This is a genomic window from Streptococcus sp. NLN76 (assembly GCF_015686645.1).
Classification (GTDB): domain Bacteria; phylum Bacillota; class Bacilli; order Lactobacillales; family Streptococcaceae; genus Streptococcus.
Genome location: NZ_JADPMS010000041.1, coordinates 1 through 17,355, shown reverse-complemented (window position 1 = coordinate 17,355; position 17,355 = coordinate 1). Strand labels below are relative to the sequence as shown.

17 protein-coding genes and 1 pseudogene are annotated in these 17,355 nt (G+C 42.0%); 7 read left to right on the top strand and 11 right to left on the bottom strand.

Annotation, left to right across the window (positions count from 1 at the left end; genetic code table 11):
* Positions 1-125 precede the first annotated feature (125 nt).
* The 6 genes and pseudogenes from I1A59_RS07700 to I1A59_RS07675 form a co-directional block, all read right to left on the bottom strand.
* Positions 126-626 (bottom strand): annotated as a pseudogene (locus I1A59_RS07700) (SDR family NAD(P)-dependent oxidoreductase); the annotation flags it as partial.
* Between the two features lie 314 nt (positions 627-940).
* Positions 941-1,408 carry a prolyl-tRNA synthetase associated domain-containing protein gene (locus tag I1A59_RS07695; RefSeq protein ID WP_196092202.1) on the bottom strand — a complete coding sequence of 156 codons (468 nt, stop codon included), beginning with the start codon at positions 1,406-1,408 and terminating at the stop codon, positions 941-943.
* Positions 1,409-1,724: 316 nt separating this feature from the next.
* Positions 1,725-2,699, bottom strand: a complete 975-nt coding sequence (gene pta, locus I1A59_RS07690) for a phosphate acetyltransferase (protein ID WP_196092198.1) — start codon at positions 2,697-2,699, stop codon at positions 1,725-1,727.
* A gap of 12 nt (positions 2,700-2,711) precedes the next feature.
* Entirely contained in the window at positions 2,712-3,602 is an 891-nt protein-coding gene (locus I1A59_RS07685; protein WP_196092197.1) for an RluA family pseudouridine synthase, read from the bottom strand.
* The gene (locus I1A59_RS07680; protein ID WP_196092201.1) at positions 3,599-4,423 is read right to left on the bottom strand and encodes an NAD kinase; all 825 of its coding nucleotides are present in this window, start codon (positions 4,421-4,423) and stop codon (positions 3,599-3,601) included. The genes I1A59_RS07685 and I1A59_RS07680 overlap by 4 nt, the downstream gene beginning before the upstream one ends.
* The gene (locus I1A59_RS07675) at positions 4,407-5,078 is read right to left on the bottom strand and encodes a GTP pyrophosphokinase family protein (protein ID WP_196092196.1); all 672 of its coding nucleotides are present in this window, start codon (positions 5,076-5,078) and stop codon (positions 4,407-4,409) included. Before I1A59_RS07675 ends, I1A59_RS07680 begins: the two co-directional genes overlap by 17 nt.
* 111 nt (positions 5,079-5,189) lie before the next feature.
* Between I1A59_RS07675 and I1A59_RS07670 the strand changes: the two genes are divergently transcribed.
* From I1A59_RS07670 to I1A59_RS07640, 7 genes are all read left to right on the top strand, one after another.
* Positions 5,190-5,750, top strand: coding sequence for a CYTH domain-containing protein (locus I1A59_RS07670; RefSeq protein WP_196092195.1), 561 nt, complete (start codon positions 5,190-5,192; stop codon positions 5,748-5,750).
* 66 nt (positions 5,751-5,816) lie between these two features.
* Positions 5,817-6,794: a ribose-phosphate diphosphokinase gene (locus tag I1A59_RS07665; protein ID WP_196092194.1), complete on the top strand. Its 978-nt coding sequence runs from the start codon at positions 5,817-5,819 to the stop codon at positions 6,792-6,794.
* Complete coding sequence (locus I1A59_RS07660; protein WP_196092193.1) at positions 6,791-7,906, top strand: cysteine desulfurase family protein; 1,116 nt, start codon at positions 6,791-6,793, stop codon at positions 7,904-7,906. The genes I1A59_RS07665 and I1A59_RS07660 overlap by 4 nt, the downstream gene beginning before the upstream one ends.
* Positions 7,906-8,253, top strand: a complete 348-nt coding sequence (locus I1A59_RS07655) for a cysteine desulfurase (RefSeq protein WP_196092200.1) — start codon at positions 7,906-7,908, stop codon at positions 8,251-8,253. The genes I1A59_RS07660 and I1A59_RS07655 overlap by 1 nt, the downstream gene beginning before the upstream one ends.
* Before the next feature lie 66 nt (positions 8,254-8,319).
* Entirely contained in the window at positions 8,320-8,541 is a 222-nt protein-coding gene (locus I1A59_RS07650) for a DUF4649 family protein (protein ID WP_247644680.1), read from the top strand.
* A 238-nt stretch (positions 8,542-8,779) separates the two neighbouring features.
* The gene (gene spxB, locus I1A59_RS07645; RefSeq protein ID WP_196092192.1) at positions 8,780-10,555 is read left to right on the top strand and encodes a pyruvate oxidase; all 1,776 of its coding nucleotides are present in this window, start codon (positions 8,780-8,782) and stop codon (positions 10,553-10,555) included.
* A 138-nt stretch (positions 10,556-10,693) separates the two neighbouring features.
* Positions 10,694-11,341 carry a redox-sensing transcriptional repressor Rex gene (locus I1A59_RS07640; protein WP_196092191.1) on the top strand — a complete coding sequence of 216 codons (648 nt, stop codon included), beginning with the start codon at positions 10,694-10,696 and terminating at the stop codon, positions 11,339-11,341.
* Positions 11,342-11,439: 98 nt separating this feature from the next.
* Here the strand turns inward: I1A59_RS07640 and radC are convergent, their stop codons facing one another.
* The 5 genes from radC to I1A59_RS09535 form a co-directional block, all read right to left on the bottom strand.
* Positions 11,440-12,138, bottom strand: coding sequence for a DNA repair protein RadC (radC, locus tag I1A59_RS07635; protein ID WP_196092190.1), 699 nt, complete (start codon positions 12,136-12,138; stop codon positions 11,440-11,442).
* A gap of 68 nt (positions 12,139-12,206) precedes the next feature.
* The gene (locus I1A59_RS07630) at positions 12,207-13,619 is read right to left on the bottom strand and encodes an HlyD family secretion protein (RefSeq protein WP_196092189.1); all 1,413 of its coding nucleotides are present in this window, start codon (positions 13,617-13,619) and stop codon (positions 12,207-12,209) included.
* A gap of 59 nt (positions 13,620-13,678) precedes the next feature.
* Positions 13,679-14,413, bottom strand: coding sequence for a class A sortase (locus I1A59_RS07625; protein WP_196092188.1), 735 nt, complete (start codon positions 14,411-14,413; stop codon positions 13,679-13,681).
* Complete coding sequence (gene gyrA, locus I1A59_RS07620) at positions 14,400-16,853, bottom strand: DNA gyrase subunit A (RefSeq protein WP_196092187.1); 2,454 nt, start codon at positions 16,851-16,853, stop codon at positions 14,400-14,402. Before gyrA ends, I1A59_RS07625 begins: the two co-directional genes overlap by 14 nt.
* Positions 16,854-17,146: 293 nt before the next feature.
* Positions 17,147-17,355, bottom strand: a 209-nt coding sequence (locus I1A59_RS09535) for a hypothetical protein (RefSeq protein ID WP_210766474.1), incomplete at its 5' end; no start/stop codon positions are given.

Sequence of the window (17,355 nt, the reverse complement as noted above, 5' to 3'; positions counted from 1 at the left end):
CCTTGAAAATCTAGTGAAAATTGGTTGAAAAACATCATTTTTCGCTAGCTCTTTTCAGTGCGCCCTTTTTTCTGAAAAAAAGAGTAACTGCTCAGAACTTTGAACTTGACTTTTCACCACTAGACTTTTGCTGCAGCATAGGCCGATACGGTTTCGCGTCCTAATTCACTCATCATTGAGCAAATATTGATGATTTTTCCATGGCCTTTTTTAATCATAGAAGGGATAACCGCTTTTGAAACAATAAACGGAGCATTTAGATCAATATCAATAACCTGTCTAAAGGCTTCTGCAGACATTTCATGCATAGGAACTCTCCGAATAATCCCCGCATTATTGACTAGGATATCAATGACTCCAACCTCTGCTTCAATCTGCTTGACCATGGCCTGAATACCCTCTTCATCGGTAACATCGCAGACATACCCATGAGCTGAGATCCCTTGCTCCATGTATGCTTGAAGGCCTTTATCAACAAGTTCTTGGCTAATATCATTAAAAACAATAGTAGCCCCTACGTCAGCAAAGGATTTTGCAATCGCAAAGCCAATTCCATAGGATGCTCCCGTTATAAGTGCAACCTTACCTTCTAACGAAAATTTAGTCACTGAAAATGAACTTCCCATCAGAAAACCTCCTTTTGTAATCGTTTTCAAAAACAATATACCAAATCAAACCGGTTTTGTAAACGATTTATAATCAATTTCCTGGATTTTTTATAAAATAATGACTATTAAATCAATGACAAGTCAAAAAACTGCGATATTTCCGCTATTTAAGATAAAAAACAGAAGCTACATTCAAGATTTTGACAGTAAAAAATAGTTAAAATTAAAAAGAGGGGACAACGCTAGGACTTTTATCTCATTTTTTAGTAAACCGTTTTATAAATTTTGTAAAAGAAAACCAAAGTCTCACTACTGAAACTTTGGTTTTAATCTTACAAATCAACAATGTTTATCGGATAACCGATCTCCTCACAAAAGCGAAAAAGGTCTTTTGTCGCTAGAAAAATAGTCTTCTCATTCGTATTAGGATGAAAACTCATGCGTTCTTCAGACTCAATGGCCCTATCCATATAAAGCAAAACATCTCCCTCCTCATTCAAAAGAAGACCGAAAGGGGAAACCATTCCTGGTGTGAGCTTCATTTTTTGGAAGAGACTATCGGCAGAAGCCATTCGAATCCGATTGGCACCCACTAAATCTCGGAACTTGTCCATATCCAACTGCTGCTGATCATCCATAATCAGAAGATAAAAAGCGGTTTTCTTTTTGTTGGTCAAAAACAAGGTTTTGGTTCGGACACCGTCGATTCCCTTAATAGAAGCATCTGCTTCTTCTGTGGTCCAAGTAGGCGGATGTTCAACGGTTTCAATCTCATACTCATTACATTTCAAAATCTGAATGTGTTAATCCTCTTCGCCGAACCTTAAGTTCTGTCTTCATTGGATTGCCTTTTCAGATTTCGAACTGTTTCGAGTATCAATTCCCAGTTCTGACAACTTTTTTAAAACAAGTTTCTCAGCGTCCATATCAACCTCCTTGATAAGAAAGGTTTTAAAACTGAAATCCAGTTAGTTTCAAAATCAGAATACCCAAAATTTGCGATTTTCCATACCAATGATGGTCGTTCAACAGGTCTAGGAGACCTGTTGAATAGGCAGGGTATATCAGTCCGGTTCACCGAAGTGGCTATGCTCCGATTTAAAACGGTACAGAGTATTAATGATAAAGGGCTTGGCTGGCAGTAATCAAGGTAAGCTTGTAGACATCCTTAATGCTGGCTCCACGAGAAAGGTCGTTTACCGGATGGTTCAAACCTTGCAAGATTGGACCAACCGCACTGAAGCCGCCGAGGCGCTCAACCATCTTGTAACAGATATTTCCCGACTCAATACTTGGGAAGACAAAAACGGTTGCTTGTCCCGCAACAGGGCTGTTAGGAGCTTTAAGCTTGGCTGTTTCAGGATCGTAAGCGGCGTCAAATTGCAGTTCTCCATCAATCAACAAGTCAGGAGCCAACTCCTGAGCAAGCTTAGTTGCAGTAACGACCTTGTTGACTTTAGGTCCAGAGCCACTTCCTTTTGTGGAATAACTGAGCATGGCAATCTTCGGATCAATGCCAAAAGCTTTGGCAGTCTCAGCAGAATTCACTGCAATCTCCGCTAGGACATCTGCTTCCGGTTCAATGTTAATGGCACAATCCGCAAACAGATAACGTTCTTCTCCACGAACCATCAGGAAAGATCCAGAAGTCCGTTTAATCCCAGGTTTGGTCTTAATAATTTGAAGGGCTGGACGAACAGTGTCTGCCGTTGAGTGAATCGCACCGGAAACCATCCCCTGGGCCCTACCTGTGTGCACTAACATAACTCCAAAATAATTGACATCTTCCGTTAAGAGGGTGCGTGCATCTAACTCACTAAGTTTCCCTTGGCGACGCTCCACCAGGCTCTCAACCAACTCATCTAACTCTTCATATTCCCTGGGATCAATCACTTCAAATCCCTCAGTAATACCTTCGATTTCCAAATAAAGCTTGATTCTCTCCGGACTTCCCAAGAGGACTGGTATAATGTCTGTATCCGTTACAATCCGTTTAGTTGCTTGTAAGATACGCGGTTCTTCTCCTTCCGGAAGAACAATTTTAACGGTCTTTCCTTGAAGGGATTGGCGAATGCTGTCAAAAATTTTCATAATATAACCTCCTTAAGGTTTGGGCAGGTCTCCGAGGACCTCTTGGAAATCAGTTGGAAGAGGGGCTTGTAAAAAGAGTTCTTCCTCTGAAAAGGGATTGAAGAAGCGCAAAGAATGGCAATGGAGGGCTTGGCGTTGGATCCCATCCGTCAAGCTTCCTCCATAGAGGTCATCTCCTAACAAAGGATAGCCTTGATGGGAGAAATGGACACGAATTTGATGAGTCCTTCCGGTGTGCAGTTGGATATCCACCAGATAGACTGGAGAGTGGTCGATTAAGACTTGATAGGAGGTACGAGCGTACTTCCCATCTGGTGCCACGCGCCGGGTGATAATGCTCTCTGGATTTCGAGCTATAGGAGCTATGATTTCCCCTTGTTGCGGAAGAGGATGCTCTCCCTTAACAAGAGCTAGGTATTTTTTCTCAATGGCCCTAGCTTGAAGCTGCTTATCTAAACGAGCATGGGCATAACCATGTTTGGCAAAGAGCATCAGTCCTGACGTGTCACGATCTAGTCGAGTTACAATATGAACTTGCTGGTTCTCATAACCTTGTTCCTGATAGTAACCTTTGACAAAATTAGCCATGGTATTAGAGTGGTTAACGCTAGGGATACTGGCTACTCCTGCTGGTTTATTGAGGACTAGGAAATGCTGGTCTTCATAGACAATATCTAAGTCCTGGGAGATGGCTTCTAACTTTTCAAATGGAGGCTCAGCCGGGATATCAATAATCAACTCATCTCCAATATCCAAAAGATAGGTCGCAAACTGTGGTTTCCCATTCACTAAAATTTGACCACCACGATACTTGATTTTCGCCAAAAGCCCCTTAGAAATATCATGGCGTTTGACAAAGGTCTTCACCCTCACATGCTCATCAACAATAAATCGAAATCTCATTCGTCCTCCACCTCGCCAATGAAGGAATCCCGAACTCGCTCCCAGAAACTGGTGTGTTTGGATGAAGCCATAAAGGCGATCTTACGATGGTAAATTTGGCACTCAAATTTGCTGACTTGGTCTACCTGGTAAACATGGTTGTCGACTAATAGAGTATGCGTCGCATCCGATAGGGGGAGAATTTCAATCTTGTCCTTACGGGGGACAATAATTGATGACCCTAGTGTCCGATAAACCCGATTATTGAGACTAGCCACCTCTGTGACCTGGAGAGCTTCAATCGTTGGGTGCAAGACACTTCCACCAAGGGACTTGTTGTAGGCTGTGGAGCCCGTCGGCGTTGAAATACAAATCCCATCTCCACGGAAACGTTCAAATGGCACTTGGTTCAAGTGCAGATCCGCTACCATGGTCCGATCGGTCCTGCGAATAGTCGCCTCATTCAAGGCTAGATAATCGTCCAATTGACCAGATTCATGGTGGACTTTAATTTGGAGTAAAGGATAAGAAATTTGTGCCCCTTGATCCAAAAGAAGGTTTTGAACCAAAAGGTCTAGTTCAAAATCTCGATAATCGGTATAAAATCCCAGATGACCAGTATGAACCCCAATAAAACGAACCTTGTCTAACTGGTCCTTGTAACGATGAAAGGTCGACAACAACATCCCGTCCCCACCGATAGAAATGACAATATCCGGGTTCTTGCGGCTTAGCTCAAACTGCTTGTAGGGGCGGAGTTTTTGACTGAGTTCATGAAAAATCTCCTGGCTACGCGGCCGTTGGTTAGCTACAATCGCGATTCGTCTAACGGTATTCTTCATCAGTGTCATCACTATTACCTACTCCGTCATATAACTTGCGATGCATAGGGTCAAAAAGTGCTTGGGCATCCTGAATGTCATCCCGAATTTGCCCCATTTCTTCATCTAATTGATAGGCCATTCGAGCTGCTCTTTCCAAGCGATTTTTAATCTCCTCTGGGAAATTGCCCTTGTATTTGTAATTAAGGGAATGTTCAATGGTCGCCCAGAAATTCATGGCTAAGGTTCGGATTTGAATTTCCGCCAAAATAGTTCGGGAACCATGAATGGTATCAACTGGGTACTCAATCACCACATGATAGGAACGATAGCCACTGGACTTACGGTGATTGATGTAATCCCTTTCCTGAATAATCCGCATGTCTTTGCGGCGGCGTAAAACCTCTAAGATTTCGTAAACATCGTCCACAAACTGCACCATGATCCGCAAACCAGCAATATCTTGCATATCTTGCTCCAGGCGTTCCATAGAGATAGCTCTTATCACCATCTTTTCTTTAATGCTTTCAATAGGTTTCACCCGGCCGGTCACAAACTCAATGGGAGAATGAAGATTTTGCTTCCGGTATTGCTTGCGAATTCCCCTTAGCTTGATTTTCAATTCTCCCACGGCTTGAATGTATGGATCTAGTAAATCTTCCCAATTTGGTTCCATTGTCGCCCCTTTCCTTGTGCTTCCTAGTCTTTTTTAATACAATAGACACAATCTTATTTTAACACATTCTTGAAAACCTTTCCATGAATAGGATGAAAGTGAGACACAAAAATGCAACACCTAGAAATTGAATTCAAAAATTTACTGAAAAAAACAGAATATGACCAGCTTCGCTCGCTCTTTCCAGAAGTGACTCCTGTCCACCAGACCAACTACTACATTGATAGTCCTAGTTGGACCTTGAGGGAACATGGCATGTCCTTGCGCGTGCGAACGTTTGAGAAAGGTGGGGAACTAACTCTAAAAATTCCACAAGCCATTGGGAATATGGAATACAATCAAGAACTTCCAAACAATATCTGGCCTCAATTCCCAGACCAACTACATCTTCCAGAAGGTCCCATTTTTGACTTGATTCAAGAAGAGCGAATCGACCTTGAAGAACTGCGGATTCTGGGAAGCCTTCACACAGAACGGGTAGAAATTCAGTTGCCTATCGGACTTTTAGCCATCGACAAGAGTAGCTACTTCGACCAAATTGACTATGAATTGGAGCTAGAGGTTACCAATCCTGCTCAAGGACGTGAAGATTTTGAAAACTTTTTGAAGGAGCACAATATTGAACAACGCAAGGCTCCAACAAAAGTTGCCCGCTTTTCCGCAAAACTATAGAGGGCTGTATCTTTCGATAAAATTTGATAGAATAGAAAGAAATAACAAAAGGAGTTCATCCCATCCATGATTGCGACACAAACCGACAAACAGCAAATGAAAATCTTTTCACTAAATTCTAATCCAGAAATTGCAGAACGTATTTCTAAAGAAACCGGAGTCCCACTAGGAAAACTCTCCTCCCGTCAATTCTCGGATGGTGAGATTCAGATCAATATCGAGGAAAGTGTTCGTGGTTTTGATATTTACATCATTCAATCTACCAGCTATCCCGTAAATAACCATTTAATGGAGTTACTAATCATGATTGACGCCTGCAAACGAGCTAGTGCTAACTCCATTAACGTTGTGATGCCCTACTTCGGTTATGCGCGCCAAGACCGTACTGCCGCTCCACGCGAACCAATCACAGCAAAGCTAGTAGCCAACATGTTGGTGAAAGCGGGTGTTACTCGACTTTTGACCTTGGATCTGCATGCGGTGCAGGTACAAGGCTTCTTCAACATCCCTGTCGATAATCTTTTCACCATTCCACTCTTTGCCCAACACTATTTTGATAAAGACTTGTGCCAGGAAGATGTAGTTGTTGTCAGCCCTAAAAACTCTGGCGTCAAACGAGCACGCCAACTAGCGGAACTCTTGGACTTACCAATCGCTATTATTGACTATGCTCAAGATGATGCGGATCGTGAGGAAGGTTATGTCATCGGTGATGTTGCTGGAAAACGTGTCATCATGATTGATGATATTCTAAATACTGGTAAAACGTTCTCCGAAGCTGCTAAAATCCTAACAAATGAAGGAGCTACTGAAATCTACGCAGCAGCTAGCCACGGTTTATTCGCTGGGCAAGCTACCGAACTCTTGAACCAAGCGAATATTAAAGAAATTGTCGTGACCGATTCTGTTGCCACCAAGCAAGCTATCCCAGACAACACCTTGCGCCTATCTGCCAGCAAGTTAATGGGGGATGCGATTATCCGAATTCAAGAACGTAAACCTGTCAGTCCCCTCTTTGATTTCCATAAAGAAGAAGTAAAATGATTTATTTAGACAATGCTGCCACCACCAAGATCAGCCCCAAAGCTATGGCGACTATGGTGGAAATCATGCAAGAACATTATGGCAACCCTTCCAGCACTCATGGCTTGGGTCGGGATGCTCGCAAATATTTACGCCAGGCGCGTGAATTGATTGCTCACCACCTAGAGGTTCCAACAGACCAGATTATCTTCACCTCTGGTGGAACAGAAGCTAATAATCTAGCCATCCTGTCCTATGCTTTGAATCATCAAGAGCAAGGTAAGCACCTCATTACCACTGCTATTGAACACCATTCTGTGTTAGAGGTCTTTCACAAGCTTGAAACAGAGCACGGCTTTGAAGTTACCTACCTCCAACCAAGAGGGGGGAACTTTCTTGCTGAAGATTTCCAATCCGTCTTACGTGAGGATACTCTTTTAGTCTCCATGATGGCTGCGAATAACGAGACTGGCTCTCTCCTTCCAATTGCCCAAATTGGACACATCCTTCAAGAACATCAGGCCGCCTTTCACGTAGATGCCGTTCAACTGATGGGAAAAAGGCCCATCCATCCCCAAGAACTTGGGATAGACTTCCTGACTGCCTCCGCCCACAAGTTTCATGGGCCTAAAGGGGTCGGTTTCCTCTACACCAGTATGCCCAAACTAAAGGGCTTGATCCTTGGAGGAACGCAAGAGAATAAACACCGCGCCGGAACTGAAAACCTTCCAGCCATTGTCGCTATGGCTACCGCCCTAGATGAAAGCTTGGAAAATTGGGAGCAAAAAGAAGAACAGATCCAAGAATTAAGGACCGCTCTTTTAACCCATTTACCTGAATCGGTTTCCCTCAATGAGACTGGTCTCCAGCTACCCCATGTCCTTAGTCTCATGGTTCCACAAGTCGGAAAAGATAGTTTACTTCTACAACTAGACTTGGCTGGAATTGCAGTGTCTGGTGGATCCGCCTGTACCGCGGGAACCTTGGAGCCTAGTCATGTTATTGCTGCCTATTATCCAGACCAAACAGATCGCATTCATCATACCATCCGAGTTAGTCTTTCGGACGAGACCAGCTTGGAAGAGATTCTGGCCTTTAGCCAAAGACTCAAGAAAATAATTGGAGGATCATGATGGCCTTTTCAACTAGTGTTCATTTACCAAATTCCCCTTATCGTTACCACATTGATAAAGGGATCAAAAAATACACCTTACGTGATACAACCTTCACCCAGAACAAAGTGGGAAATTACGAATTGCAACGTCTCCTAGAGGAAGTTCCCAATAGTGGACAAGGATTCCTTGTAAAAATTGCTGTAAAAGAAGATCTGTCGGCCTTCCGTTTAACGATTACAGACGCTTCTGGTCTTCATCAAGTCAATATTTTTCAAGACAATGTTAGCCCGGTTTATCGAGAAAAATTTTTCTTTCTGATGGATAGCTTGGTTGACCGGAAGGTCTTCTCTAAAGAAGAGGTTTGAGCACTTTCGATCCCTGTTTTAATTTTTTGTGTTACAATTAATACAAGAGAGAAAAAAAGGAGACGAATGATTATGTATGAACTTCATTACACGGACTCTTATAAAGTTGATCGCAGTCTAACTTTTGAAAAATACAGTGACCTAACCCGTCAATTTTCAGGCTGCTTGGCTATCCCAGATTACTTGAAAGTCACTTCTTTTACACTAAACGGCCAAGATCTTGGATTTCAAGGAACGCTTGGAGATGTGTATCTCTTTATAACTGCAGATACTTTTCCAAAAGAATAATAGATAAAACCAGTTCTAAGCGGAACTGGTTTTTGCTTAGATTCCAGTTGTAATCACCATTGAAATCGAATGTTTCATGAAAAAATTTGACCTTGTTTAATTTTTTTTAGAATAATTCTCAAATTATGAGCAGATTGTTTTTCTTGGTGAACGAACTGTGGTATAATTTGTTTGTAATACTAGTTAAGCGTTTCCATTAATTAGTTTATGATTTTTATTTCAAAGGAGATTTGTCACTATGACTAAAATCACTGCATCTGCTGCTATGCTTAATGTATTGAAAACCTGGGGTGTAGATACAATCTACGGTATTCCTTCTGGTACCTTGAGTTCTTTGATGGATGCTCTTGCAGAAGATAAAGATATCAACTTCTTGCAAGTTCGCCATGAAGAAACTGGAGCTCTTGCAGCACTCATGCAAGCTAAATTCGGTGGATCAATCGGTGTCTGTGTGGGTTCAGGTGGACCTGGTGCAACTCACTTGATTAACGGTATCTACGATGCCGCAATGGATGCAACTCCAATGTTGGCGATCCTTGGATCTCGTCCAGTTAACGAATTGAACATGGATGCCTTTCAAGAGTTAAACCAAAACCCAATGTACAATGGCGTAGCGGTTTACAACAAACGCGTTGCCTATGCAGCTCAATTGCCAAAAGTAATTGACGAAGCTTGCCGTGCAGCTATCGCTAAAAAAGGGCCTGCTGTTGTTGAGATCCCTGTTAACTTTGGTTTCGAAGAAATCGATGCAGATTCTTACTATGGATCAGGAACTTACGACCGTACTTTCGTTGCTCCAGCTTTGAACCAAACTGAGATCGATAAAGCGGTTGAAATCCTTAACAATGCTAAACGCCCCGTTATCTACGCTGGATTTGGTGGTGTTGGTGCCGGTGATGTAATCACTGAACTTTCTCGTAAAATCAAAGCTCCTATCGTAACAACTGGTAAAAACTTCGAAGCCTTTGAATGGGATTACGAAGGATTGACTGGTTCTGCTTACCGTGTAGGTTGGAAGTCTGCCAACGAAGTAATCTTCGAAGCTGATACAGTCCTCTTCTTAGGAAGCAACTTCCCATTCTCAGAAGTTTACAATACTTTCAAAAACATCGAGAAATTCATCCAAGTTGATATCGATCCATACAAACTTGGTAAACGTCATGCATTGGATGCATCCATTCTTGGTGATGTAAAAGAAGCTGCTCAAGCTATCCTTGAAAAGGTTAACCCAGTTGAATCAACTCCATGGTGGAGAGCTGTTGTGAAAAACAACCAAAACTGGCGTGATTACATGAACAAATTGGAAGGCAAAACTGAAGGCGAACTTCAATTGTACCAAGTTTACAATGCCATCAACAAATATGCTGACCAAGATGCAATCTACTCTATCGACGTAGGTAACTCAACTCAAACTTCTACTCGTCACCTACACATGACTCCTAAGAACATGTGGCGCACTTCTCCACTCTTTGCAACAATGGGTATCGCTCTTCCTGGTGGTATTGCTGCTAAGAAAGACAATCCAGATCGCCAAGTTTGGAACATCATGGGTGATGGTGCCTTCGGTATGTGCTACCCAGACGTTATTACCAACGTTCAATATAACCTTCCAGTTATCAACGTTGTCTTCTCTAACGCTGAGTATGCCTTCATTAAGAATAAATACGAAGATACAAACAAACACTTGTTTGGTGTAGACTTCACAAACCCAGACTACAAGATGATTGCTGAAGCTCAAGGAGCTGTTGGTTTCCGTGTTGACCGTATCGAAGAAATCGATGCTGTTATGAAAGAAGCTGTTGAATTGAATAAAGCTGGTAAGACTGTTGTGATTGATGCTCGTATCACTCAAGATCGTCCAATCCCAGTTGAAGCACCAGAACTTCGTTTGGATCCAAAAGCTTACTCTGCTGAAGAAATTGCAGCTTACAAAGAGAAATACGAAGCTGAAGAGCTTGTACCATTCCGTCTCTTCCTTGAAGAAGAAGGTTTGGAATCTCGCAATTATAAATAATTGTCGCACTAAAGGTTGGGATTTAAAGCCCAGCCTTTTCTTCTCCTATTTTTGTAAGTGGATTCATTGATTTTTAGCATTATTTGCCTTATAATATAATTAATTCACAAACTCAGGAGAAAGGAAGGGATCCGGATTATGGAAGTGAGAAATCAACCAATCCCACGTGCAACTGCCAAGCGCTTATCTCTTTACTATCGCATTTTTAAGCGTTTCAATGCTGAAAAAATCGAAAAAGCGAGTTCCAAACAGATTGCTGAAGCCATCGGAATTGACGCTGCTACAGTTCGTCGCGATTTTTCTTACTTTGGAGAATTAGGGAGACGTGGTTTTGGCTATGATGTCAAAAAACTAATGACCTTCTTTGCAGACCTCTTAAATGACAATAACATTACCTATGTGGCCTTAGTCGGTGTTGGAAATATGGGTAAAGCCCTTCTCCACTATCGTTTCGAAGAACGCAATAAAATGAAAATTGTCATGGCCTTTGATCGGGATGAACATGAGGCTGTTGGGACAGTTACTGACGATGGTATTCCCATTTACCCGATCTCGCAACTGCAAGAAAAAATAGTAGATTCTGAAGTCAGAACAGCTATCCTAACAGTTCCAAGTGTGAAAGCTCAGGAAGTTACTAACCAATTGGTTGAGACAGGGATTAAAGGAATACTAAGTTTTTCCCCTGTTAATCTTTCTGTTCCCAAAGATGTGGTTGTTCAATATGTGGATTTAACAAGCGAACTTCAAACCCTTCTCTACTTTATGAATCGTGAGGATAATCAATAGATGAATCTGAAACAGTTTCAACTATTTTAAATAAAATCAATAAATAAGCCAGGTCGTTTTGATTGCACATATCATTTCGATCTGGCTTTTCTTGATCGTCATTCGACCTCAAGAATTCTTTCAAGTCTATCTTCTTCCCGATATGAGAAATAGGAATCTTGTGTTACAATTAAATGATCTAGTAAGTGGATGCCTAAGGTGGCAGCGGCTTCAGATACAATTTTAGTGACTCGATCATCATTAGGGCTAGGCTTAAGAGAACCAGAAGGATGATTGTGAACGATGATTAAGGAAGTTGCCATATGCTTAACGGCATAGTGAAGAATCTCTCGAGGTTCCGCCAAACTACGGCTAACAGATCCAATAAAAATAGTTCGTTCTTCTAAGATTTGATTTTGTGTATCCAAATAAATCGCCAGCAAGTGTTCTTGGCGTAATGGACCAATTTCCTTGACCAAACGTTGACCTAGTTGCCGACTAGATAAAATGCTCTTTTCTTTTTTCAGTTTGGCCTGATCAATTCGTTTTCCAAGCTCTACCATAGCTTTAAGTTCAATGGCTTTCACACGTCCAACACCAGGAATCTCCTGAAGTTCACTGAGGGTCAAGTAACGCAATTCTGCTAGACTTTGAATATGCTTGAGTAATATCTGCGCTACTTCTAAAGAGGAACGACCTTTTAAACCTGTTCGTAATAAAATAGCTAAGAGTTCCTGATTGCTCAATTGCTCTGCTCCTTCCTCTAAGAGTCTTTCTCTTGGTAGGAGTGACGGTTGCGTTTTTTTAATATGGTACATCACTTTTCACCTCCAATTATATATTCGAAAAAGACCAGATGGAGCACCATCTGGTCTTTGCTTTTCCATTAAGATTCAATTTTATTTCCGTATTCAGTTACGGTCGAAGAGTCTAAAGGAAAATGGACGGGTCTTAGTACCCATTTATCATCTCCTATTGGCCCAAATCGCGTTGAGAGAGTTGATTGGAAGAGGTTATCGGCTACTGTCACATAACCGACTTTGGAAGAGTGTTGCCCGACAGTTGCTCCATAGGCGATAATCTTTCCAGCATCGTCTTTATAGGGTAGGAAGGAATTATTACGAATGGTAATCCCACTAGACAAAACCGTCTCCACGTTATTGGCCGCATAGTTAGGATCGGTATTCCGTAAATAGTAACCATCCCAAACACCACTATTGTTGCTAGCATCGACCTGAATCGCTTCAGCATAGATTTTGTGATAATCTCCATCTTCCGGTAAATTGCTCAAATTTGTCAAATTAGGGGCATAGCCAGAAAAGGTGTTACCAGTAAACTCCGCATATTGAACACCACCCAGGTCAAAAATATGGCTACTCATTTTGTGGACCATGGTAAATTCGTTGTTGCGAACCCGCCAATTGTACCCATGATTGGCCATCAACATAAATTGATTGCCATTTTCAAGATCCTTGGCACGAATATGAAGATTTTCCATAATAAAATTACTGAGACCTTCTGTTCCCCCAGGACCAGTCGCAAATCCAAACCAGAACATGCCACCATCAACGACCAGTGTTGTCTCATTCCCTCGTAGCTGCACATTTGAGGGCAAGGTAAAGTAATCCTTGGCCGGATCATCCACCCCCATTTGGAACTCCCCTTCTGGGAAATCTAAAATCGTAAAGGCATTGTCGCTTGCTTTTTCAAGAGCCTGTCGGAAAATAACATTGTTCTCTTCGCGACTATTCTCCGTTTTTAAATCAACCATCAGTGTCGTCTTCAATTCATCTTCCTTGATATCATAAACCCTACCAAGATTTTCAACGGATGCCTCGTAGACAATTTGATTCCCTACACGATTAATTTTTGTAATTTCTCCGCTCCCCTCGAGACTCGAAGATGGAGCTAAATCCGCCTGATCTCCCAATTGGTAAAGAGTCGCATAGCCCTCCAATTGGTCCTCAGGAATCTGATCGCGATGTACTCCTAGTTCTAGTTCTATCTCATAGACAAAGCCTCCTTCCTTCGTCTCAGAGCTCTTGAGGACACGCCCGATAATCTCCTCATCCTCTATTCGGTAGAGAACCTGATCTCCCTTTCCATAGCGAGGTTGAGGCCTTTCTTTTGGTTGAAAAAAAGAAAGAAACGGTGCGATAAAGCTATTTTTTCCTTTTTCCAAAAAGTCTAGACTGAAAAAGAGAGTCAATAAAAGTGCCAATATACCGATGAGGATTCCTAGATTTCGTCGTTCTTTACGACGTCGTTCGATAATCTTACTTTGATAATCTGAACTCACGGTTCTATTCCTTCCTATTAGAAAAAGGTCTGGAACAAACTGTCCCAAACCTTGGACGATTACAATTGCATTTGATTGTATTGACTTTCAAAGGCTTTCAGAACTTCGGAATCTGTGCTGTTAAAGTCAGATTCATCTGTTAAATCAGCCTTAACAATGGTCCGATAGGTTGCTGCCGCATCTTCACAAGTAACCAAAGTCAATTCATTGACCCCTTCAGTATCTTGAATCACATCAATACGGTCTGGAGTAACGGTCTCAACACTCTTAACGGTATAAGTATAAACCTTGTCTTTATCTGTCAAATAGATTTTCATTCCATTTTGAGCATGCTCCAAGGGTGAGAAAAGCATTTGATTTGCTCCAGTAATCCCAAAGACATGGTGACTAGCTAGAGAGTAATTCCCTTTCCCCATCACTTGATTTTCTTTCATGGTACCGGCACCGTAGTAGAGAACTTCGTTAGCCAAACCTTTGAAAATAGGGAGGTTCAAATTCAATTCTGGAATGGCAATTCCCCCAATAACCGGTAAGTCTTGTTGGTTCATTTGAGCCTCTAGAACCCGCTCTGTTGAGAGAGCTTCAACACTTTGGAAATCAAAATTAGCTTCTGCTCCCTTGTTTTCCTCAATTTTTTCTTTGGAAACTTTAGCGACTTGGTATTGGTTGGTATGGTAGACCATAATCATATTCCGAATGGAACTATTAAAAATTAATCCAAGTGCCACAATAAAGAGGATTCCTGCAAGCAGGTAACGTGGCCAATTTCTCGTTTTCTTTTTATTCTTCGCCATCTTCTATATCTTCTTTCATTTCTGCATCTATATTTGTAAAGGTTACGATTCGAGAGTTATCTGTCAAACGCATGATCTTGACACCTTGAGCGGCCCGACCAAAACGGCTAATATCTGCAACATGGGTCCGAATCACAACTCCTTTATCCGTCATAACCATTAAATCGTGGTCTTCATTGACTGTTTTAAGACCAACAAGAGGACCATTTTTCTCAGTAATTTTTGCCAAGATTATTCCTTTACCGCCACGATTTTTAGTTGGGAATTCTTTAGCGGTTGTCCGTTTCCCATAACCTAATTCTGTGATCACCACAAGGTCATCTTCATCTGTTACAATGCAGGCACCTACAACCTGATCTTGGTCGCGGAGACTAACCCCTTTAACACCGGCTGCCACCCGACTGAGCGGACGTAAGCTGTTTTCCTTAAAACGTACCGCGTAGCCATAGCGTGTACCAATTAGAATTTCGGACTCGCCATCTGTGAGAAGGACATTAATCAATTCATCCTCATCTCGAAGTTTCAAGGCCAACAATCCATTTTGGCGAATGTTTTGGAAGGCTGAAATCGGAACCCGTTTCACCACACCAGACTTGGTGGTAAAGAAGAAGAATCCGCTGTCCTCCTGCTCTTTGGTCACATTCATCAAGGTTTGGATGCTTTCGCCTTCGTCTAATTTCAGGAGGTTGATAATTGGCAAGCCTTTCGCAGTCCGACCATATTCAGGAATTTCATAGCCCTTCAACCGATACACACGACCTCGATTGGTAAAGAATAGGAGATAATCGTGTGTGCTCGTGGATACCAACTGACTAACAAAATCGTCATCTTTGACGCCGGTACCTTGGACACCACGTCCGCCACGTTTTTGAGCAGTAAATTCAGACTGGTCCAAACGCTTGATGTAGCCCTTATTTGAAAGGGTAATCAAGACATCACTTTCTTCGATTAAATCTTCATCTTCAAGGCTAAGGATTTCTCCCACCATTAATTCTGTTCGACGTGGATCTGCGTACTTCTGTTTGATCTCATCCAACTCTTCTTGAATAATCTGTTTCACACGTTCTGGCTTAGCGAGGATATCCGCCAAATCTGCAATCAATTCCAAGAGTTGGTCGTATTCAGATTGAATCTTATCTCGTTCCAGTCCTGTCAACCGACGGAGACGCATATCCAAGATGGCTTGACTTTGCCGCTCAGATAATTGGAATCGTTCCATTAACTCAGCTTGAGCTTGGGCATCTGTCTCGCTGTTTCGGATGATTTGAATGACTTCATCAATATGGTCTAGCGCGATTAAGAGACCTTCTAAAATGTGGGCTCTCGCTTCTGCTTTTTCTTTCTCAAAACGAGTACGGCGAACCACAACATCGGTTTGATGCTCAATGTAAGCACCGAGAATCTCACGAAGAGAGAGAATTTTGGGCACACCATTGTGAATAGCAAGCATATTAAAGGAAAAATTGGTCTGCATTTGAGTCAGCTTAAATAGATTATTCAAGATGACGGTCGCAGAAGCATCTCTCCGAATCTCAATGACAAAACGAACGCCTTCTCGGTTGGACTCATCTCGAACAGCTGTAATGCCGTCAATTCTCTTCTCTTGGACAAGTTTTACAATATGCTCTTGAACTTTAGACTTATTAACCATGTAGGGAAACTCGGTAACCACAATCCGTTCCCGGCCAGACTTAGTTTCTTCAATTTCAGTTCGAGATCGAAGAACAATGGAGCCTTTACCCGTTTCATAGGCACGGTGAATCCCTGAGCGTCCCATTACAAGGGCGCCAGTCGGAAAATCAGGACCAGGCAATACCTCCATCAATTCCCGTGTGGTTGCCTCTGGATGATCCATGAGCAACTTAACCGCGTCAATCGACTCACCCAGATTGTGAGGAGGAATGTTCGTAGCCATCCCAACCGCGATACCCGTTGCACCATTCACCAAGAGATTTGGAAAACGAGATGGTAGAATGGCTGGCTCCATTTCACTTCCATCATAATTGGGCACAAAGTCAACCGTATCCTTATTGATATCCCGTAGTAACTCTAGCGCAATTTTACTCATTCGAGCTTCAGTGTACCGCTGAGCCGCCGCTCCATCACCATCCATGGAACCAAAGTTTCCGTGTCCATCGACTAGCATATGGCGGTAGGACCACCACTGAGCCATCCGTACCATAGCCTCATAAATCGAAGAGTCCCCGTGTGGATGGTATTTACCCATAACATCCCCTGTAATACGAGCAGACTTCTTATGAGGCTTGTCCGGGCTTACTCCCAAATCATACATTCCGTAAAGAATACGGCGATGAACAGGTTTCAAACCGTCTCGAACATCGGGTAAAGCTCGAGACACGATAACACTCATGGCATAGTCAATAAAGCTCGACTTCATTTCTTTTGTTAAATTTACATCTACAAGGTGTTTATCCTGCATTTCCAATGCCTTTCTCTACACAATAGTACTTATAATTATACCAAAAAAATGCTAAAAAAGCACGTGGTGCTTTGGCTTCAGCTTTCTAAACTTAAAAATAAAAGGAAGAGGTTGTTTGCATGAAAGACGAGGGTTTTTAACATAAATTTATCCATGTGTTATTGTTTGATACAAGAAAAAGAGGTTGAGACAAAAAGTCTCAACCTTTCTATTTTATTTGAAAATAACACAGTAAAAAAGCGCAAAAAAACACTATCTGTGTTATACTTAAGGTGAACATATTTAAAAATGTCTTAAGGATGTTGCCGCATCCCTAATGCTTTTACTGCTTCATAAGTTTGATGTGTTTTCAAAAGTTTGTAGACAATTCTTAGGATCTTATGAGCACAAGCGATAACAGCCTTCATCTTACTTCCTCTTTGGGAAACTCGATTGTATAAAGATGAGAAAGCTGGATCTTTGGAGTGTCCTGCTATCATACCCGAGATCGTTAAGGCATGTT

Excerpts from the sequence above, each read along its gene's own strand:
- I1A59_RS07640 (WP_196092191.1), top strand. The coding sequence starts at position 10,694 with ATGGAAGTGAGAAATCAACCAATCCCACGTGCAACTGCCAAGCGCTTA.
- spxB (WP_196092192.1), top strand. The coding sequence starts at position 8,780 with ATGACTAAAATCACTGCATCTGCTGCTATGCTTAATGTATTGAAAACC.
- I1A59_RS07685 (WP_196092197.1), bottom strand. The coding sequence starts at position 3,602 with ATGAGATTTCGATTTATTGTTGATGAGCATGTGAGGGTGAAGACCTTT.
- I1A59_RS07680 (WP_196092201.1), bottom strand. The coding sequence starts at position 4,423 with ATGAAGAATACCGTTAGACGAATCGCGATTGTAGCTAACCAACGGCCG.
- I1A59_RS07660 (WP_196092193.1), top strand. The coding sequence starts at position 6,791 with ATGATTTATTTAGACAATGCTGCCACCACCAAGATCAGCCCCAAAGCT.
- radC (WP_196092190.1), bottom strand. The coding sequence starts at position 12,138 with ATGTACCATATTAAAAAAACGCAACCGTCACTCCTACCAAGAGAAAGA.
- I1A59_RS07675 (WP_196092196.1), bottom strand. The coding sequence starts at position 5,078 with ATGGAACCAAATTGGGAAGATTTACTAGATCCATACATTCAAGCCGTG.
- I1A59_RS07670 (WP_196092195.1), top strand. The coding sequence starts at position 5,190 with ATGCAACACCTAGAAATTGAATTCAAAAATTTACTGAAAAAAACAGAA.
- I1A59_RS07655 (WP_196092200.1), top strand. The coding sequence starts at position 7,906 with ATGGCCTTTTCAACTAGTGTTCATTTACCAAATTCCCCTTATCGTTAC.
- I1A59_RS07650 (WP_247644680.1), top strand. The coding sequence starts at position 8,320 with ATGATTATGTATGAACTTCATTACACGGACTCTTATAAAGTTGATCGC.
- pta (WP_196092198.1), bottom strand. The coding sequence starts at position 2,699 with ATGAAAATTTTTGACAGCATTCGCCAATCCCTTCAAGGAAAGACCGTT.
- I1A59_RS07665 (WP_196092194.1), top strand. The coding sequence starts at position 5,817 with ATGATTGCGACACAAACCGACAAACAGCAAATGAAAATCTTTTCACTA.
- gyrA (WP_196092187.1), bottom strand. The coding sequence starts at position 16,853 with ATGCAGGATAAACACCTTGTAGATGTAAATTTAACAAAAGAAATGAAG.
- I1A59_RS07625 (WP_196092188.1), bottom strand. The coding sequence starts at position 14,413 with ATGGCGAAGAATAAAAAGAAAACGAGAAATTGGCCACGTTACCTGCTT.